Source organism: Pseudoxanthomonas koreensis (genome assembly GCF_010093225.1).
GTDB classification, from domain to species: Bacteria; Pseudomonadota; Gammaproteobacteria; order Xanthomonadales; family Xanthomonadaceae; genus Pseudoxanthomonas; species Pseudoxanthomonas koreensis.
On record NZ_PDWM01000018.1, the window covers coordinates 17,259 to 30,696 of the forward strand.

25 protein-coding genes are annotated in these 13,438 nt (G+C 66.3%); all 25 read left to right on the forward strand.

Going from position 1 to position 13,438, the window contains the following annotated elements; genetic code table 11:
* The first annotated feature begins 7 nt into the window (after nucleotides 1–7).
* The 25 genes from tuf (at nucleotide 8) to rpsK (ending at nucleotide 13,428) form a co-directional block, all read left to right on the forward strand.
* Nucleotides 8–1,198 (forward strand): elongation factor Tu, encoded by a 1,191-nt coding sequence (gene tuf, locus CSC64_RS07295; protein ID WP_162434666.1) that lies wholly within the window; start codon nucleotides 8–10, stop codon nucleotides 1,196–1,198.
* Nucleotides 1,199–1,523: 325 nt separating this feature from the next.
* Nucleotides 1,524–1,835 carry a 30S ribosomal protein S10 gene (rpsJ, locus tag CSC64_RS07300; RefSeq protein WP_013535997.1) on the forward strand — a complete coding sequence of 104 codons (312 nt, stop codon included), beginning with the start codon at nucleotides 1,524–1,526 and terminating at the stop codon, nucleotides 1,833–1,835.
* 11 nt (nucleotides 1,836–1,846) lie between these two features.
* The gene (rplC, locus tag CSC64_RS07305; RefSeq protein WP_162434667.1) at nucleotides 1,847–2,497 is read left to right on the forward strand and encodes a 50S ribosomal protein L3; all 651 of its coding nucleotides are present in this window, start codon (nucleotides 1,847–1,849) and stop codon (nucleotides 2,495–2,497) included.
* 11 nt (nucleotides 2,498–2,508) lie between these two features.
* Complete coding sequence (gene rplD / locus CSC64_RS07310; protein WP_162434668.1) at nucleotides 2,509–3,114, forward strand: 50S ribosomal protein L4; 606 nt, start codon at nucleotides 2,509–2,511, stop codon at nucleotides 3,112–3,114.
* Nucleotides 3,111–3,410, forward strand: a complete 300-nt coding sequence (rplW, locus tag CSC64_RS07315) for a 50S ribosomal protein L23 (protein WP_162434669.1) — start codon at nucleotides 3,111–3,113, stop codon at nucleotides 3,408–3,410. Before rplD ends, rplW begins: the two co-directional genes overlap by 4 nt.
* Nucleotides 3,411–3,420: 10 nt before the next feature.
* On the forward strand, nucleotides 3,421–4,248 hold the full coding sequence (rplB, locus tag CSC64_RS07320) for a 50S ribosomal protein L2 (RefSeq protein ID WP_162434670.1): 828 nt from the start codon (nucleotides 3,421–3,423) through the stop codon (nucleotides 4,246–4,248).
* A gap of 6 nt (nucleotides 4,249–4,254) precedes the next feature.
* Complete coding sequence (rpsS, locus tag CSC64_RS07325; RefSeq protein WP_162434671.1) at nucleotides 4,255–4,521, forward strand: 30S ribosomal protein S19; 267 nt, start codon at nucleotides 4,255–4,257, stop codon at nucleotides 4,519–4,521.
* 10 nt (nucleotides 4,522–4,531) lie between these two features.
* Nucleotides 4,532–4,867, forward strand: a complete 336-nt coding sequence (gene rplV, locus CSC64_RS07330) for a 50S ribosomal protein L22 (protein ID WP_028918209.1) — start codon at nucleotides 4,532–4,534, stop codon at nucleotides 4,865–4,867.
* Between the two features lies 1 nt (nucleotide 4,868).
* Nucleotides 4,869–5,597 (forward strand): 30S ribosomal protein S3, encoded by a 729-nt coding sequence (gene rpsC / locus CSC64_RS07335; RefSeq protein ID WP_162434672.1) that lies wholly within the window; start codon nucleotides 4,869–4,871, stop codon nucleotides 5,595–5,597.
* Between the two features lie 5 nt (nucleotides 5,598–5,602).
* Nucleotides 5,603–6,016 carry a 50S ribosomal protein L16 gene (gene rplP / locus CSC64_RS07340; RefSeq protein WP_162434673.1) on the forward strand — a complete coding sequence of 138 codons (414 nt, stop codon included), beginning with the start codon at nucleotides 5,603–5,605 and terminating at the stop codon, nucleotides 6,014–6,016.
* Nucleotides 6,016–6,204 carry a 50S ribosomal protein L29 gene (gene rpmC / locus CSC64_RS07345; protein WP_162434674.1) on the forward strand — a complete coding sequence of 63 codons (189 nt, stop codon included), beginning with the start codon at nucleotides 6,016–6,018 and terminating at the stop codon, nucleotides 6,202–6,204. Before rplP ends, rpmC begins: the two co-directional genes overlap by 1 nt.
* 12 nt (nucleotides 6,205–6,216) lie before the next feature.
* Nucleotides 6,217–6,483 carry a 30S ribosomal protein S17 gene (gene rpsQ / locus CSC64_RS07350; protein WP_162434675.1) on the forward strand — a complete coding sequence of 89 codons (267 nt, stop codon included), beginning with the start codon at nucleotides 6,217–6,219 and terminating at the stop codon, nucleotides 6,481–6,483.
* Nucleotides 6,484–6,495: 12 nt separating this feature from the next.
* Nucleotides 6,496–6,864: a 50S ribosomal protein L14 gene (rplN, locus tag CSC64_RS07355; RefSeq protein ID WP_162434676.1), complete on the forward strand. Its 369-nt coding sequence runs from the start codon at nucleotides 6,496–6,498 to the stop codon at nucleotides 6,862–6,864.
* Between the two features lie 15 nt (nucleotides 6,865–6,879).
* Nucleotides 6,880–7,197, forward strand: coding sequence for a 50S ribosomal protein L24 (gene rplX, locus CSC64_RS07360; RefSeq protein WP_162434677.1), 318 nt, complete (start codon nucleotides 6,880–6,882; stop codon nucleotides 7,195–7,197).
* 11 nt (nucleotides 7,198–7,208) lie between these two features.
* Nucleotides 7,209–7,751 carry a 50S ribosomal protein L5 gene (gene rplE, locus CSC64_RS07365; protein ID WP_162434678.1) on the forward strand — a complete coding sequence of 181 codons (543 nt, stop codon included), beginning with the start codon at nucleotides 7,209–7,211 and terminating at the stop codon, nucleotides 7,749–7,751.
* Nucleotides 7,752–7,762: 11 nt separating this feature from the next.
* Complete coding sequence (rpsN, locus tag CSC64_RS07370; protein ID WP_162434679.1) at nucleotides 7,763–8,068, forward strand: 30S ribosomal protein S14; 306 nt, start codon at nucleotides 7,763–7,765, stop codon at nucleotides 8,066–8,068.
* 188 nt (nucleotides 8,069–8,256) lie between these two features.
* Nucleotides 8,257–8,655 carry a 30S ribosomal protein S8 gene (rpsH, locus tag CSC64_RS07375; RefSeq protein WP_162434680.1) on the forward strand — a complete coding sequence of 133 codons (399 nt, stop codon included), beginning with the start codon at nucleotides 8,257–8,259 and terminating at the stop codon, nucleotides 8,653–8,655.
* A gap of 13 nt (nucleotides 8,656–8,668) precedes the next feature.
* Nucleotides 8,669–9,196, forward strand: a complete 528-nt coding sequence (gene rplF / locus CSC64_RS07380) for a 50S ribosomal protein L6 (RefSeq protein ID WP_162434681.1) — start codon at nucleotides 8,669–8,671, stop codon at nucleotides 9,194–9,196.
* A 98-nt stretch (nucleotides 9,197–9,294) separates the two neighbouring features.
* Nucleotides 9,295–9,651 carry a 50S ribosomal protein L18 gene (gene rplR, locus CSC64_RS07385; protein WP_162434682.1) on the forward strand — a complete coding sequence of 119 codons (357 nt, stop codon included), beginning with the start codon at nucleotides 9,295–9,297 and terminating at the stop codon, nucleotides 9,649–9,651.
* Between the two features lie 153 nt (nucleotides 9,652–9,804).
* Nucleotides 9,805–10,347 carry a 30S ribosomal protein S5 gene (rpsE, locus tag CSC64_RS07390; RefSeq protein ID WP_162434683.1) on the forward strand — a complete coding sequence of 181 codons (543 nt, stop codon included), beginning with the start codon at nucleotides 9,805–9,807 and terminating at the stop codon, nucleotides 10,345–10,347.
* Nucleotides 10,340–10,531, forward strand: coding sequence for a 50S ribosomal protein L30 (gene rpmD, locus CSC64_RS07395; protein WP_162407456.1), 192 nt, complete (start codon nucleotides 10,340–10,342; stop codon nucleotides 10,529–10,531). The genes rpsE and rpmD overlap by 8 nt, the downstream gene beginning before the upstream one ends.
* A gap of 10 nt (nucleotides 10,532–10,541) precedes the next feature.
* On the forward strand, nucleotides 10,542–10,979 hold the full coding sequence (gene rplO / locus CSC64_RS07400) for a 50S ribosomal protein L15 (protein ID WP_162434684.1): 438 nt from the start codon (nucleotides 10,542–10,544) through the stop codon (nucleotides 10,977–10,979).
* Nucleotides 10,980–10,986: 7 nt separating this feature from the next.
* Entirely contained in the window at nucleotides 10,987–12,345 is a 1,359-nt protein-coding gene (secY, locus tag CSC64_RS07405; RefSeq protein ID WP_162434685.1) for a preprotein translocase subunit SecY, read from the forward strand.
* 327 nt (nucleotides 12,346–12,672) lie between these two features.
* Nucleotides 12,673–13,029, forward strand: a complete 357-nt coding sequence (rpsM, locus tag CSC64_RS07410) for a 30S ribosomal protein S13 (protein WP_162434686.1) — start codon at nucleotides 12,673–12,675, stop codon at nucleotides 13,027–13,029.
* A 6-nt stretch (nucleotides 13,030–13,035) separates the two neighbouring features.
* Nucleotides 13,036–13,428, forward strand: a complete 393-nt coding sequence (gene rpsK, locus CSC64_RS07415) for a 30S ribosomal protein S11 (protein WP_013535974.1) — start codon at nucleotides 13,036–13,038, stop codon at nucleotides 13,426–13,428.
* Nucleotides 13,429–13,438 lie beyond the last annotated feature (10 nt).

Sequence of the window (13,438 nt, forward strand, 5' to 3'; positions counted from 1 at the left end):
CAGAGACATGGCCAAGGGTAAGTTCGAGCGCACCAAACCCCACGTGAACGTGGGCACGATCGGTCACGTTGACCACGGCAAGACGACGCTGACGGCGGCGCTGACGAAGATCGGCGCGGAGCGTTTCGGCGGCGAGTTCAAGGCGTACGACGCGATCGACGCGGCGCCGGAAGAGAAGGCGCGCGGGATCACGATTTCGACCGCGCACGTGGAATACGAGTCCCCGACGCGCCACTACGCGCACGTGGACTGCCCGGGCCACGCCGACTACGTGAAGAACATGATCACCGGTGCGGCGCAGATGGACGGTGCGATCCTGGTGTGCTCGGCGGCCGACGGCCCGATGCCGCAGACGCGCGAGCACATCCTGCTGTCGCGCCAGGTCGGCGTGCCGTACATCGTGGTGTTCCTGAACAAGGCCGACATGGTGGACGACGCCGAGCTGCTGGAGCTGGTGGAGATGGAAGTCCGCGAGCTGCTGAGCAAGTACGACTTCCCGGGCGATGACACCCCGATCATCCACGGCTCGGCCCGCCTGGCGCTGGAAGGCGACCAGTCGGAGATCGGCGTGCCGGCGATCCTGAAGCTGGTGGACGCGCTGGATACGTTCATCCCGGAGCCGCAGCGCGACGTGGACAAGCCGTTCCTGATGCCGGTGGAAGACGTGTTCTCGATCTCCGGCCGCGGCACCGTGGTGACCGGGCGCATCGAGCGCGGCATCATCAAGGTGGGCGACGAAATCGAGATCGTGGGCATCCGCCCGACGCAGAAGACCACGGTCACCGGCGTGGAGATGTTCCGCAAGCTGCTGGACCAGGGCCAGGCGGGCGACAACGCGGGCCTGCTGCTGCGCGGCACCAAGCGTGACGACGTGGAGCGCGGCCAGGTGCTGGCCAAGCCCGGTTCGATCACCCCGCACACCGAGTTCGAGGCCGAGGTGTACGTGCTGTCGAAGGACGAGGGTGGCCGTCATACCCCGTTCTTCAAGGGCTACCGTCCGCAGTTCTACTTCCGCACCACCGACATCACCGGCGCGGTTCAGCTGCCGGAAGGCGTGGAGATGGTGATGCCGGGCGACAACATCAAGATGGTGGTCACCCTGATCAACCCGGTGGCGATGGACGAAGGCCTGCGCTTCGCGATCCGCGAAGGCGGCCGCACCGTCGGCGCCGGCGTCGTGGCCAAGATCATCAAGTAATTCAGTAACTTGGGTCGCCGCTCCCTGGGTGGGCGGCGATCCCCAACGCGAAAAGAGGCACAGGACGTGCCTCGTGTTCGCCGGACAGGGAAGGGTCGCGTGACGCAACGCGCGTGGCAGCCTCACAGGCTGTTGACGTGCATGTTTACGCGTTCTATACTTTTCCGTCTGGGCAGACCGGCTTGCTGGTCTGCCCGCGCTTTTGGGGGCCGGCAGCGCCGGCTCCCGCCCGCAGGCAACGCCTGGTGGGCGAACAGGAACCCTGAAACCGGGGCAGGCATCCCAGAGGCCGCGCCCGTCGCTCTTTTAACGAAGGAACTCCGTCATGGCGGACCAAAAGATCCGGATTCGGCTCAAGGCGTTCGATCACCGTTTGATCGACCGTTCGGCCAGCGAGATCGTCGAAACGGCCAAGAGGACCGGCGCGCAGGTGCGTGGCCCGATCCCGCTGCCGACCAAGATCGAGCGCTACACCATTCTCGTCTCCCCGCATGCCGACAAGGATGCGCGCGACCAGTACGAGACCCGCACGCACAAGCGCGTGCTCGACATCGTCGACCCCAACGACAAGACCGTGGACGCGCTGATGAAGCTCGAGCTCGCGGCTGGCGTCGACGTCCAGATCAAGCTCGCCTGAGGACTGCCGACATGACGAAGAAGTATTCGTTGGGTCTGGTCGGCCGCAAGGCCGGCATGAGCCGGGTCTTCACCGATGATGGCCGTTCCATCCCGGTGACCCTGATCGAGGCCACCCCGAACCGCATCACCCAGATCAAGACCGTCGAAGCCGACGGCTACAGCGCCGTCCAGGTGACGGCCGGCTCGCGCCGCGCCGCGCTGGTCAACAAGCCGCTGGCCGGGCACTACGCCAAGGCCAAGGTCGAAGCCGGCCGTGGCCTGTGGGAGTTCCGCGTCGCCGACGACAAGCTCGGTGACTTCGCCGTTGGTGGCGAGATCAAGGCTGACATCTTCGAGGTCGGCCAGATCGTCGACGTCCAGGGCGTGACCAAGGGCAAGGGCTTCCAGGGCACGATCAAGCGCCACAACTTCACCATGGGCGACGCCACCCACGGCAACTCGCTGTCGCATCGCTCGCCGGGTTCGATCGGCCAGCGGCAGACGCCGGGCCGCGTGTTCCCGGGCAAGAAGATGTCCGGCCACATGGGCGCCGAAACGCAGAGCGCGCAGAACCTGGAAGTGGTTCGCGTCGATGCCGAGCGCGGCCTGATCGCCGTCCGCGGCGCCGTCCCGGGTGCCCCGGGTGGCGACGTGGTCGTGCGCCCGGCGAGCAAGGCGTAAGGAGAATCACCATGGAACTCACCATTACGGGTAGCGCCAACAAGCTGTCGGTTTCCGACGAAGTGTTCGGCCGCGATTTCAGCGAGGACCTGGTCCACCAGGTCGTCGTCGCCTACCGCAACGCTGGTCGCGCCGGCACCAAGGCGCAGAAGACCCGCGCCGAGGTCAACGGCACCACCAAGAAGTCGAAGAAGCAGAAGGGCGGCGGCGCGCGTCATGGCGCCCTGACGGCCCCGATCTTCGTCGGCGGCGGCGTGACCTTCGCGGCCAAGCCGCGCAGCTTCGCGCAGAAGGTCAACCGCAAGCAGTACCGCGCCGCGATGGCCGCGATCCTGTCGGAGCTCAACCGCCAGGGTCGCCTGACGGTCGTCGAGTCGTTCGACATCGACGCGCCGAAGACCAGCGGCCTGGTGGAGAAGCTGGCCGGCCTGGACCTGGGCAAGCGTCCGCTGATCGTCACCGAGGACGCGTCCGAGAACCTGTTCCTGTCGGCCCGCAACCTGCCTTACGTGCAGGTCCGCGACGTGCAGGGCCTGGATCCGGTCGCCCTGGTCGCCGCCGATTCCGTGCTGATCACCGCCGATGCGGTCAAGAAGGTCGAGGAGTGGCTGGCATGAGCGCCAACGAGAAAGTTTTCAGCGTGCTGCTCGCGCCGCGCGTGTCCGAAAAGACCGCGCGCCTGCAGGAAGTCAGCAACCAGTACGTGTTCGAAGTTTCGAACGACGCCACCAAGGCCGAAGTGAAGGCCGCCGTGGAGCAGCTGTTCGACGTCAAGGTCGAGTCGGTCAACGTCGTCAACGTGAAGGGCAAGAACAAGTCCTTCCGCTTCCGTTCCGGTCGCCGTGGCGACTGGCGTAAGGCGTACGTGCGCCTGGCCGACGGCCAGAGCATCGACGTGTCCGCGAAGGCCTGAGGGTAAACCCATGCCATTGATGAAATTCAAGCCCACCTCCGCCGGCCGCCGTTCCGCGGTCCGCGTGGTCACCCCCGACCTGCACAAGGGTGCCCCGCACGCCGCGCTGGTCGAGAAGCAGAGCAAGTCGGGTGGCCGCAACCACCACGGCCGCATCACCGTCCGCCACGTCGGCGGCGGCCACAAGCAGCACTACCGCCTGATCGACTTCAAGCGCAACAAGGAAGGCATCGTCGCGCGCGTCGAGCGGATCGAGTACGACCCGAATCGCACCGCGCACATCGCCCTGCTGTGCTACGTCGACGGCGAGCGCCGCTACATCATCGCGCCGAAGGGCCTGAAGGCCGGCGACCAGGTGATCGCCGGTTCCGATGCCCCGATCAAGGCCGGCAACACCCTGCCGCTGCGCAACATCCCGGTCGGCACCACGGTGCATTGCATCGAGCTGAAGCCGGGCAAGGGCGCGCAGATCGCGCGTGCCGCCGGCGCCGGCGTGCAGCTGGTCGCCCGCGAAGGCACCCATGCGCTGCTGCGCCTGCGTTCGGGCGAGATGCGCAAGGTCCCGGCCGAGTGCCGCGCGACCATCGGCGAAGTCGGCAACGACGAGCACAACCTGGAGAAGCTGGGCAAGGCCGGTGCCAAGCGCTGGCGCGGCGTCAAGCCGACCGTCCGCGGCGCGGCCATGAACCCGGTCGACCACCCGCACGGTGGCGGCGAGGCCAAGGCCGGCCAGGGCAACCCGCATCCGGTCACCCCGTGGGGCGTGCCGACCAAGGGTTACAAGACGCGCAAGAACAAGCGCACCCAGCAATTCATCGTCCGTGATCGTAGGGGCTAATCGACCATGCCACGTTCCCTCAAGAAAGGCCCGTTCGTCGATCACCACCTCGTCAAGAAGGTGGAGGCCGCGGGCGGCAGCAAGCGCCCGATCAAGACCTGGTCGCGTCGTTCCATGATCCTGCCGGAAATGGTCGGATTCACCATCGCCGTGCACAACGGCAAGAACCATGTCCCGGTCCTCGTGAACGAGAACATGGTCGGCCACAAGCTCGGCGAGTTCGCTGTCACCCGGACCTTCAAGGGTCACGGCGGCGACAAGAAGTCGAAGTAAGGAGATGACCATGGAAGCGAAAGCCATCCTGCGCACCGCGCGCATCTCCCCGCAGAAGGCCCGCCTGGTCGCCGACCAGGTGCGTGGCCTGCCGGCCGAACGCGCCGTCAACCTGCTGAAGTTCTCCGACAAGAAGGCCGCCGCCCTGATCAAGAAGGTCGTCGAGTCCGCCATCGCCAACGCCGAGAACAACCAGGGCGCCGACGTCGACGCGCTCAAGGTCAAGACCATCATGGTCGACGAGGGTCCGACGCTGAAGCGCTTCATGGCGCGTGCGAAGGGCCGCGGCACCCGCATCCTGAAGCGGACCAGCCACATCACCGTCGTCGTCGGAGAGGGCAAGTAATATGGGTCACAAAGTTCACCCCACCGGCATCCGTCTTGGCATCGCCAAGGACTGGAATTCGAAGTGGTACGCCGACAAGGGCGAGTACGCCCAGTACCTGGCGGCCGACCTGAAGGTGCGCGAGATGCTGCGCAAGAAGCTGGCGCAGGCCGGGATCAGCAAGATCCTGATCGAGCGCCCGGCCAAGACCGCGCGCGTCACGATCCACACCGCCCGCCCGGGCGTGGTGATCGGCAAGCGCGGCGAGGACATCGAGAAGCTGCGCAAGGAAGTCAGCGCGCTGATGGGCGTCCCGGCGCACATCAACGTGACCGAGGTCCGCAAGCCGGAGCTCGACGCGCAGCTGGTCGCCGAGTCGATCGCGCAGCAGCTCGAGCGCCGCATCATGTTCCGCCGCGCGATGAAGCGCGCCGTCGGCAACGCGATGCGCCTCGGGGCCCTGGGCATCAAGGTCAACGTCGCCGGCCGCCTGAACGGTGCCGAGATCGCCCGTTCGGAGTGGTACCGCGAAGGCCGCGTGCCGCTGCATACCCTGCGCGCGGACATCGATTACGGCTTCGCCGAGGCGCACACCACCTACGGCGTGATCGGCATCAAGGTATGGGTCTACAAGGGCGAGATCTTCGACTTCGCCCAGGTCGGACAGGAGAAGCAGGAAGAAGCCAGCAGCCCGCGCGGCGAGCGCGGCGACCGCGAGCGTCCCTCCCGTCCCGCACGTGAAGCGAGGTAACGGCGATGTTGCAACCCAAGCGAACCAAGTTCCGCAAGCAGTTCAAGGGCCGTAACGACGGCCTGAGCTGGAGCGCAAACGCCGTGTCCTTCGGCGAGTACGGCCTGAAGGCCACCGACCATGGCCGCCTGACCGCGCGCCAGATCGAGGCGGCCCGCCGCACGATCAGCCGCTACGTCAAGCGCGGCGGCAAGATGTGGATCCGCGTGTTCCCGGACAAGCCGATCACCCAGAAGCCGATCGAAGTCCGCATGGGCTCGGGCAAGGGCAACGTCGAGTACTGGGTCGCCCAGATCCAGCCCGGCCGCATGATCTATGAAATCGAGGGTGTGCCGGAGGACCAGGCGCGCGAGGCGTTCCGCCTGGCGGCCGCCAAGCTCTCGGTCACCACCACCTTCGTGACCCGTACGGTGCGCTAATGGCTACGATCAACGAACTCCGCGAAAAGTCGGCCGACGAGCTGAAGGCCCACCTGCTGGACCTGCGCAAGGAGCAGTTCTCCCTGCGCATGCAGCGGGCGACCGGCCAGCAGACGAAGACCCACGAAACCCGCCAGGTGCGCCGCGAGATCGCTCGCGTGAAGACCCTGCTCGGCGGCAACCAGTAAGGGATCGCAGCGATGAGCGACAACAACGAAAAGACGCTGCGCACGGTCGAAGGCCGCGTCGTCAGCAACAAGATGGACAAGACGGTCACCGTGCTCGTCGAGCGCCAGGTCAAGCATGCGCTGTACGGCAAGTACATCAAGCGCTCGACCAAGCTCCACGCCCACGATGCCGACAACAGCTGCAACGAGGGTGACGTGGTGCGCGTGACCGAGATCGCGCCGCTGTCCAAGACCAAGAACTGGCGCGTGGTGGAAGTCATCACCCGCGCGGCTGAATAAGAGGGCTGAGACATGATCCAGGTGCAAAGCTACCTCGAAGCCGCCGACAACTCCGGCGCCAAGGAAATGATGTGCATCAAGGTGCTGGGCGGCTCCAAGCGCCGCTACGCCGGCATCGGCGACATCATCAAGGTGACCGTCAAGGACGCGATCCCGCGCGGCAAGGTCAAGAAGGGCGAGATCTACGACGCCGTCGTGGTCCGTACCCGCAAGGGCGTCCGTCGTGCCGACGGTTCGCTTATCCGCTTCGATGGCAACGCCGCCGTCCTGCTGAACAACAAGCAGGAGCCGATCGGTACCCGTATCTTCGGACCGGTGACCCGTGAGCTGCGTTCCGAGAAGTTCATGAAGATCGTTTCGCTCGCGCCCGAAGTGCTCTGAGCGGAGGAAGCAGACATGGCAAACCGTATCAAGAAGGGCGACCAGGTCGTCGTCACCACCGGCAAGGACAAGGGCAAGCAGGGCGAGGTTGTGCGCGTTGAGGGCGACCGCGTGGTCGTCTCCAACATCAACCTGGTCAAGCGCCACACCAAGCCGAACCCGCAGGCGGGCGTCGCCGGCGGCGTGGTCGAGCGCGAAGCCTCGATCCACATTTCCAACGTCATGCCGCTCAACCCCGCCACCGGCAAGGGCGAGCGCATCGGTTTCAAGGTCCTGGAGGATGGACGCAAACTGCGTGTGTTCCGCTCCAGTGGTGAGGCGCTCGACGCCTGAGGAATGAAGCAATGACCACGCGGCTCGAAAAGATCTACAAGGAACAGGTTGTGCCGGCTCTCATGGAGAAGTTCGGCTACACCAATCCGATGGAAGTGCCCAGGCTCGTCAAGATCACGCTGAACATGGGCGTGGGCGAGGCTGCGGCCAACAAGAAGGTGCTGGAGAACGCACTCGCCGACATGGCCAAGATCGCCGGCCAGAAGCCGGTGACGACCAAGTCGCGCGTCTCGGTGGCGTCGTTCAAGATCCGCGACGGCTGGCCGATCGGCTGCAAGGTCACCCTGCGCCGGCACCAGATGTTCGAGTTCCTGGACCGCCTGATCAGCGTCTCGCTGCCGCGAGTGCGCGACTTCCGCGGCGTGTCCGGCCGTTCCTTCGACGGCCGCGGCAACTTCAACATGGGCGTCAAGGAGCAGATCATCTTCCCGGAGATCGATTTCGACGCCGTCGACGCGGTGCGTGGCATGGATATCGCCATCACCACGACCGCCAAGACCGACGCCGAAGCGAAGGCGCTGCTCGAGGCGTTCAAGTTCCCGTTCCGCAACTAAGGCTTAGAGACATGGCAAAGACCTCCATGGTCAACCGCGACGCGAAGCGGGAAAAGCTGGCCAAGAAGTACGCGGCCAAGCGCGACGCCCTGAAGAAGGTCGTCTCCTCGCAGACCGCGTCGTACGAAGAGAAGATCGAGGCCGCGACCAGGCTGGCCAAGCTGCCGCGCGACTCCTCGCCGAGCCGCCAGCGCAACCGCTGCGAGCTGTCCGGTCGCCCGCGCGGCGTGTACAGCAAGTTCGGCCTGGGCCGCAACAAGCTGCGCGAAGCCACCATGCGCGGCGACGTGCCGGGCCTGCGCAAGGCCAGCTGGTAAGAAGGGCGGGGTGGCCCCGGCCGCCCGTCCCCGCAAGACCGGACGGGACCGGCCCACAAGGCCGGTTTCTTCTGCTATGATTGCCCGCTTCCCCCGGCTCCTCCGGGCGGCGGTACAGGACCCGGCCTCCTCCGGGACACAATCCAGATTTCGCGAAAGCGGATATCGGTGCACTCAAGGAACCATTCATGAGCATGACTGATCCCATCGCCGACATGCTGGTCCGCATCAAGAATGCGGCCGCTGTGGGCAAGCAGACGGTGAAGCTGCCGTCCTCCAAGATCAAGGTCGCCATCGCCAACGTCCTCAAGGACGAGGGCTACATCGCCGACCTGCGCGTCGTCCAGGCCGAGAACAACAAGGCCGAACTCGAGATCGTGCTGAAGTACTTCGAGGGCCGCCCGGTCATCGAGCAGCTCAAGCGCGCCTCGCGTTCGGGCCTGCGCCTGTACCGCGGCAAGAGCGAGCTGCCGAAGGTCCTTGGCGGCCTCGGCGTGGCCATCATCTCCACCTCGCAGGGCATCATGACCGATGCGCAGGCGCGTCGCGCCGGCGTTGGCGGCGAAGTCCTGTGCTACGTGGCCTAAGGAGTACGACGACATGTCCCGCGTAGCCAAGAAGCCGATCGCCCTGCCGAAGGGCGTCGAATTGAACATCCAGGACACCAGCGTCAGCGCCAAGGGTCCGAAGGGCACCCTGTCGCTTGCCAAGCCGGCCGGCGTGCAGATCGTGGTCGAGGACGGCAATGCCGTGCTGTCGGCCAACGATGCCTCGTTGGTGCCGCTGACCGGCACCGTCCGCGCGATCCTGGCCAACATGGTCAAGGGCGTTTCCGAGGGCTTCGAGCGCAAGCTCGAGCTGGTGGGCGTGGGCTACCGCGCCGCGATGCAGGGCAAGGACCTGAGCCTGTCGCTCGGTTTCTCGCACCCGGTCGTGTACGCGGCGCCGGAAGGCATCACCATCAGCACCCCGACCCAGACCGAAATCGTGGTCCAGGGCGCGGACAAGCAGCTGGTGGGCGAAGTCGCCGCCAAGATCCGCGCCTACCGCAAGCCGGAGCCGTACAAGGGCAAGGGCGTGAAGTATTCCGACGAAGTCATCATCCGCAAGGAAGCCAAGAAGGCGTAAGCGTTCGCGGGGCCATCCGCGGGAGCCCGGTCCTCCATGGCCGGATCTGCCGCTACGAAGGCCTGCACCATCCTTCAGCTTCCACGAGGTAAACACACATGAGCATCAAGAACGACGCCCGCCTGCGCCGCGCCAAGTCCACCCGGGCCCACATCCGCAAGCTCGGCGTGCCGCGCCTGTCGGTGCTGCGCACCGGCCAGCACCTGTACGCGCAGCTGTTCACCGCCGATGGCGCCACCGTGATCGCGGCTGCCAACACCCTGCAGGCCGACGTCAAGGACGGCCTGACGAGCGGCAAGAACACCGAAGCGGCCGCCAAGGTCGGCAAGCTGCTCGCCGAGCGCGCCAGGGCCGCGGGCATCGAGAAGGTCGCTTTCGACCGCTCGGGCTACCGCTTCCACGGCCGCATCAAGGCGCTGGCCGACGCCGCCCGCGAGGGTGGCCTGCAGTTCTGATCCCCGGGGCCCGCTGCGGCGGGTCCGGCCTGCCGGCGCAGGGTGCGCCGGGCGCTGTCCTCCTTCTGCGGGGACATGACGTTGCACCGCGACAGACCACAACCATAAGCGGCCGCGAGCCGTACATCCCATAACGAACACAGGAATACGGAAATGGCAGAAGAGCGTCAGCAGCGCGGCCGCGATCGCGATCGCAACCGCGAAGAGAAGGTCGACGACGGCATGATCGAGAAGCTGGTCGCGGTCAATCGCGTCAGCAAGACCGTCAAGGGCGGCCGCCAGTTCACCTTCACCGCCCTGACCGTGGTCGGCGACGGCGACGGCAAGGTCGGTTTCGGCTACGGCAAGGCCCGCGAGGTCCCGGTGGCGATCCAGAAGTCGATGGAGTACGCGCGCAAGGGCATGCTCAACGTCGACCTGAACAACGGCACCCTGTGGCACCCGGTCAAGGCCGGCCACGGCGCGGCCCGCGTGTTCATGCAGCCGGCCTCTGAAGGTACCGGCGTGATCGCCGGCGGTGCCATGCGCGCCGTGCTCGAGGCGGTAGGCGTGAAGAACGTGCTGGCCAAGGCCGTCGGTTCGCGCAACCCGATCAACCTGGTCCGCGCCACCCTGAAGGGCCTGGAGGCCATGCAGTCGCCGACGCAGATCGCGGCCAAGCGCGGCAAGAAGGCGGAGGAACTCCTCAATGGCTAACGAGTCCAACAAGACCGTCAAGGTGCGCCTGGTGCGCGGCCTTCGCGGCACCCAGTCCCGCCACCGCCTGTCGGTGAAGGCCCTGGGCCTGAACAAGCTCAACGACGTGCGCGAGCTGAAGGACAGCCCGCAGGTTCGTGGCCTCATCAACCAGCTGCACTATCTGGTGCGGGTCGAGGACTAAGGAGAACACCATGCGTCTCAACACTCTCAAGCCCGCAGAGGGCGCCCGCCAGGAGCGCACCCGCGTCGGTCGCGGCATCGGTTCGGGCCTGGGCAAGACCGCTGGCCGCGGCCACAAGGGTTCGTTCGCGCGTTCCGGCAAGGGCAAGATCAAGGCCGGCTTCGAAGGCGGCCAGACCCCGATGCAGCGCCGCCTGCCGAAGATCGGCTTCCGCTCGATGACCGCCAAGGACACCGCCGAGGTGCTGCTGTACAAGCTGGCCCTGGTCGAAGGCGACACCGTCGACTTCGCCGCGCTGAAGGCGGCCAAGCTGGTCCCGTCGACCGCCAAGCGCGCCAAGATCGTCAAGAAGGGCGAGCTGACCCGCAAGCTGGTCATCAAGGGCGTGCAGCTCACCGCCGGCGCCAAGGCCGCGGTGGAAGCCGCCGGCGGCAGCATCGAGGAGTAAGCAGCACATGGCGCAAGCTGGTATCGGCAATCTCGGCAGCGGCCTGGGCAAGTTCACCGAACTGCGCCAGCGCCTGCTGTTCGTGCTTGGCGCGTTGCTCGTCTACCGCATCGGCTGCTTCGTGCCGGTGCCGGGCGTCAACCCCGATGCCATGCTGTCGATGATGCAGGCGCAGGGCGGTGGCATCGTGGACATGTTCAACATGTTCTCGGGTGGCGCCCTGCACCGGTTCAGCATCTTCGCGCTGAACGTGATGCCGTACATCTCGGCGTCGATCGTGATGCAGCTGGCCGTGCACATCTTCCCGACGCTGAAGTCGCTGCAGAAGGAAGGCGAGTCCGGCCGTCGCAAGATCACCCAGTTCTCGCGCATCGGCGCGGTGCTGCTGGCGGTAGTGCAGGGCGGCAGCATCGCCATGGCGCTGCAGAACCAGGTCGCCCCGGGCGGCGTGCCGGTGGTCTACACCCCGGGCATGGGCTTCGTCCTCACCGCGGTCGTGTCGCTGACCGCCGGCACCATCTTCCTGATGTGGCTGGGCGAGCAGGTGACCGAGCGCGGCATCGGCAACGGCGTGTCGCTGATCATCTTCGCCGGCATCGTCGCCGGCCTGCCGTCGGCGATCATCCAGACGGTCGAGGCTTTCCGCAGCGGCAGCATGAACTTCCTGGCGCTGCTGCTGATCGTGGTGCTGGTGCTGGCCTTCACCTGGTTCGTGGTGTTCGTCGAGCGCGGCCAGCGCCGGATCACGGTCAACTACGCGCGCCGCCAGGGCGGTCGCAACGCGTACATGAACCAGACCTCGTTCCTGCCGCTCAAGCTCAACATGTCCGGCGTGATCCCGCCGATCTTCGCCTCCAGCATCCTGGCGTTCCCGGCCACGCTGAGCATGTGGTCCGGCCAGGCCACTTCGGCCACCTGGCTGCAGCGCTTCTCCAACGCGCTGGCCCCGGGCGAGCCGCTGCACATGATCGTGTTCGCCGCGCTGATCACCGGCTTCGCGTTCTTCTACACCGCGCTGGTGTTCAACTCGCAGGAAACCGCGGACAACCTGAAGAAGTCCGGCGCGCTGATCCCGGGCATCCGCCCCGGCAAGGCCACTGCCGATTACATCGATGGCGTGCTGACCCGGCTGACCGCCGCGGGCGCGGCCTACCTGGTGATCGTGTGCCTGCTGCCGGAAGTGATGCGTACCCAGCTGCAGACTTCGTTCTACTTCGGCGGCACCTCGCTGCTGATCGTGGTGGTCGTGGTGATGGACTTCATCGCCCAGATCCAGGCCCACCTGATGTCGCACCAGTACGAGAGCCTTCTCAAGAAGGCCAACCTCAAGGGCGGTTCCCGCGGCGGCGGTCTGGCCCGGGGCTGACCCACGAATACCTCCGGCGGACCCATTCCGCCGAATCCGGCCCGCGGCCGGGTAGACCAAAATGGGCGGCCCGCGCGACGTCTCGCGCGCGGGTGAGACGATGCGGTGCCGCGCTGGAGTAGCGCGGCCGGCCCGACCGGGCGACCGGGGAGGCCAGCAGAGTCCGGCGCCGGAGCATGGGCACACTCCCCATGCCGGGTCCAGGGCCTTCGGGCCGTGGGCTTCCATGTAATCCGGGACATTGATAGAATTCGCAGTTCACTTTTGAACCATTCCTGTCGGGCGTGCCCTGGGCGCGTGCCGACCCCCAAGTTTGGAGATCGCGTCATGGCGCGTATTGCAGGCGTCAACCTGCCGACCCAGAAGCACGTCTGGGTGGGCTTGCAGAGCATCTACGGCATCGGCCGTACCCGGTCGAAGAAGGTGTGCGAGGCCGCTGGCGTGGCTTCCTCCACCAAGATCCGCGACCTGTCCGAGCCGGAAGTCGAGCGCCTGCGCGCCGAGGTCGGCAAGTACATCGTCGAAGGCGACCTGCGTCGCGAAATCGGCATCGCCATCAAGCGTCTGATGGACCTGGGCTGCTACCGCGGCCTGCGCCATCGTCGCGGCCTGCCCCTGCGCGGCCAGCGCACCCGCACCAATGCCCGCACCCGCAAGGGTCCGCGCAAGGCGATCAGGAAGTAAACGACCATGGCAAAGCCGGCAGCAGCCAAGACCAAGAAGAAGATCAAGCGCGTCGTCACCGACGGCATCGCGCATGTCCACGCTTCTTTCAACAACACCATCGTGACCATCACCGACCGCCAGGGCAACGCGCTGTCGTGGGCGACTTCGGGCGGCGCGGGCTTCCGCGGTTCGCGCAAGTCCACCCCGTTCGCCGCCCAGGTGGCCGCCGAGAAGGCCGGCAAGGCCGCCCTCGACTATGGTGTGAAGTCGCTTGAAGTCCGCATCAAGGGCCCGGGCCCGGGCCGCGAGTCGGCCGTCCGCTCGCTCAACAACGTGGGCTACAAGATCACCAACATCATCGACGTGACGCCAATCCCGCACAACGGGTGCCGTCCGCCGAAGAAGCGTCGCGTCTAAGGGAGCGATA

Bases quoted from the DNA above. Each gene is read 5' to 3' on its own strand.
- rplX (WP_162434677.1), top strand. From the start codon at position 6,880: ATGGCAAACCGTATCAAGAAGGGCGACCAGGTCGTCGTCACCACCGGC.
- rplF (WP_162434681.1), top strand. From the start codon at position 8,669: ATGTCCCGCGTAGCCAAGAAGCCGATCGCCCTGCCGAAGGGCGTCGAA.
- secY (WP_162434685.1), top strand. From the start codon at position 10,987: ATGGCGCAAGCTGGTATCGGCAATCTCGGCAGCGGCCTGGGCAAGTTC.
- rplR (WP_162434682.1), top strand. From the start codon at position 9,295: ATGAGCATCAAGAACGACGCCCGCCTGCGCCGCGCCAAGTCCACCCGG.
- rpsQ (WP_162434675.1), top strand. From the start codon at position 6,217: ATGAGCGACAACAACGAAAAGACGCTGCGCACGGTCGAAGGCCGCGTC.
- rplP (WP_162434673.1), top strand. From the start codon at position 5,603: ATGTTGCAACCCAAGCGAACCAAGTTCCGCAAGCAGTTCAAGGGCCGT.
- rpmC (WP_162434674.1), top strand. From the start codon at position 6,016: ATGGCTACGATCAACGAACTCCGCGAAAAGTCGGCCGACGAGCTGAAG.
- rplC (WP_162434667.1), top strand. From the start codon at position 1,847: ATGACGAAGAAGTATTCGTTGGGTCTGGTCGGCCGCAAGGCCGGCATG.
- rplE (WP_162434678.1), top strand. From the start codon at position 7,209: ATGACCACGCGGCTCGAAAAGATCTACAAGGAACAGGTTGTGCCGGCT.
- rpsK (WP_013535974.1), top strand. From the start codon at position 13,036: ATGGCAAAGCCGGCAGCAGCCAAGACCAAGAAGAAGATCAAGCGCGTC.
- rplO (WP_162434684.1), top strand. From the start codon at position 10,542: ATGCGTCTCAACACTCTCAAGCCCGCAGAGGGCGCCCGCCAGGAGCGC.
- rplN (WP_162434676.1), top strand. From the start codon at position 6,496: ATGATCCAGGTGCAAAGCTACCTCGAAGCCGCCGACAACTCCGGCGCC.
- rplD (WP_162434668.1), top strand. From the start codon at position 2,509: ATGGAACTCACCATTACGGGTAGCGCCAACAAGCTGTCGGTTTCCGAC.
- rplW (WP_162434669.1), top strand. From the start codon at position 3,111: ATGAGCGCCAACGAGAAAGTTTTCAGCGTGCTGCTCGCGCCGCGCGTG.
- rpmD (WP_162407456.1), top strand. From the start codon at position 10,340: ATGGCTAACGAGTCCAACAAGACCGTCAAGGTGCGCCTGGTGCGCGGC.
- rpsE (WP_162434683.1), top strand. From the start codon at position 9,805: ATGGCAGAAGAGCGTCAGCAGCGCGGCCGCGATCGCGATCGCAACCGC.
- rpsJ (WP_013535997.1), top strand. From the start codon at position 1,524: ATGGCGGACCAAAAGATCCGGATTCGGCTCAAGGCGTTCGATCACCGT.
- rplV (WP_028918209.1), top strand. From the start codon at position 4,532: ATGGAAGCGAAAGCCATCCTGCGCACCGCGCGCATCTCCCCGCAGAAG.
- rplB (WP_162434670.1), top strand. From the start codon at position 3,421: ATGCCATTGATGAAATTCAAGCCCACCTCCGCCGGCCGCCGTTCCGCG.
- rpsN (WP_162434679.1), top strand. From the start codon at position 7,763: ATGGCAAAGACCTCCATGGTCAACCGCGACGCGAAGCGGGAAAAGCTG.
- rpsC (WP_162434672.1), top strand. From the start codon at position 4,869: ATGGGTCACAAAGTTCACCCCACCGGCATCCGTCTTGGCATCGCCAAG.
- rpsM (WP_162434686.1), top strand. From the start codon at position 12,673: ATGGCGCGTATTGCAGGCGTCAACCTGCCGACCCAGAAGCACGTCTGG.
- rpsS (WP_162434671.1), top strand. From the start codon at position 4,255: ATGCCACGTTCCCTCAAGAAAGGCCCGTTCGTCGATCACCACCTCGTC.
- rpsH (WP_162434680.1), top strand. From the start codon at position 8,257: ATGAGCATGACTGATCCCATCGCCGACATGCTGGTCCGCATCAAGAAT.
- tuf (WP_162434666.1), top strand. From the start codon at position 8: ATGGCCAAGGGTAAGTTCGAGCGCACCAAACCCCACGTGAACGTGGGC.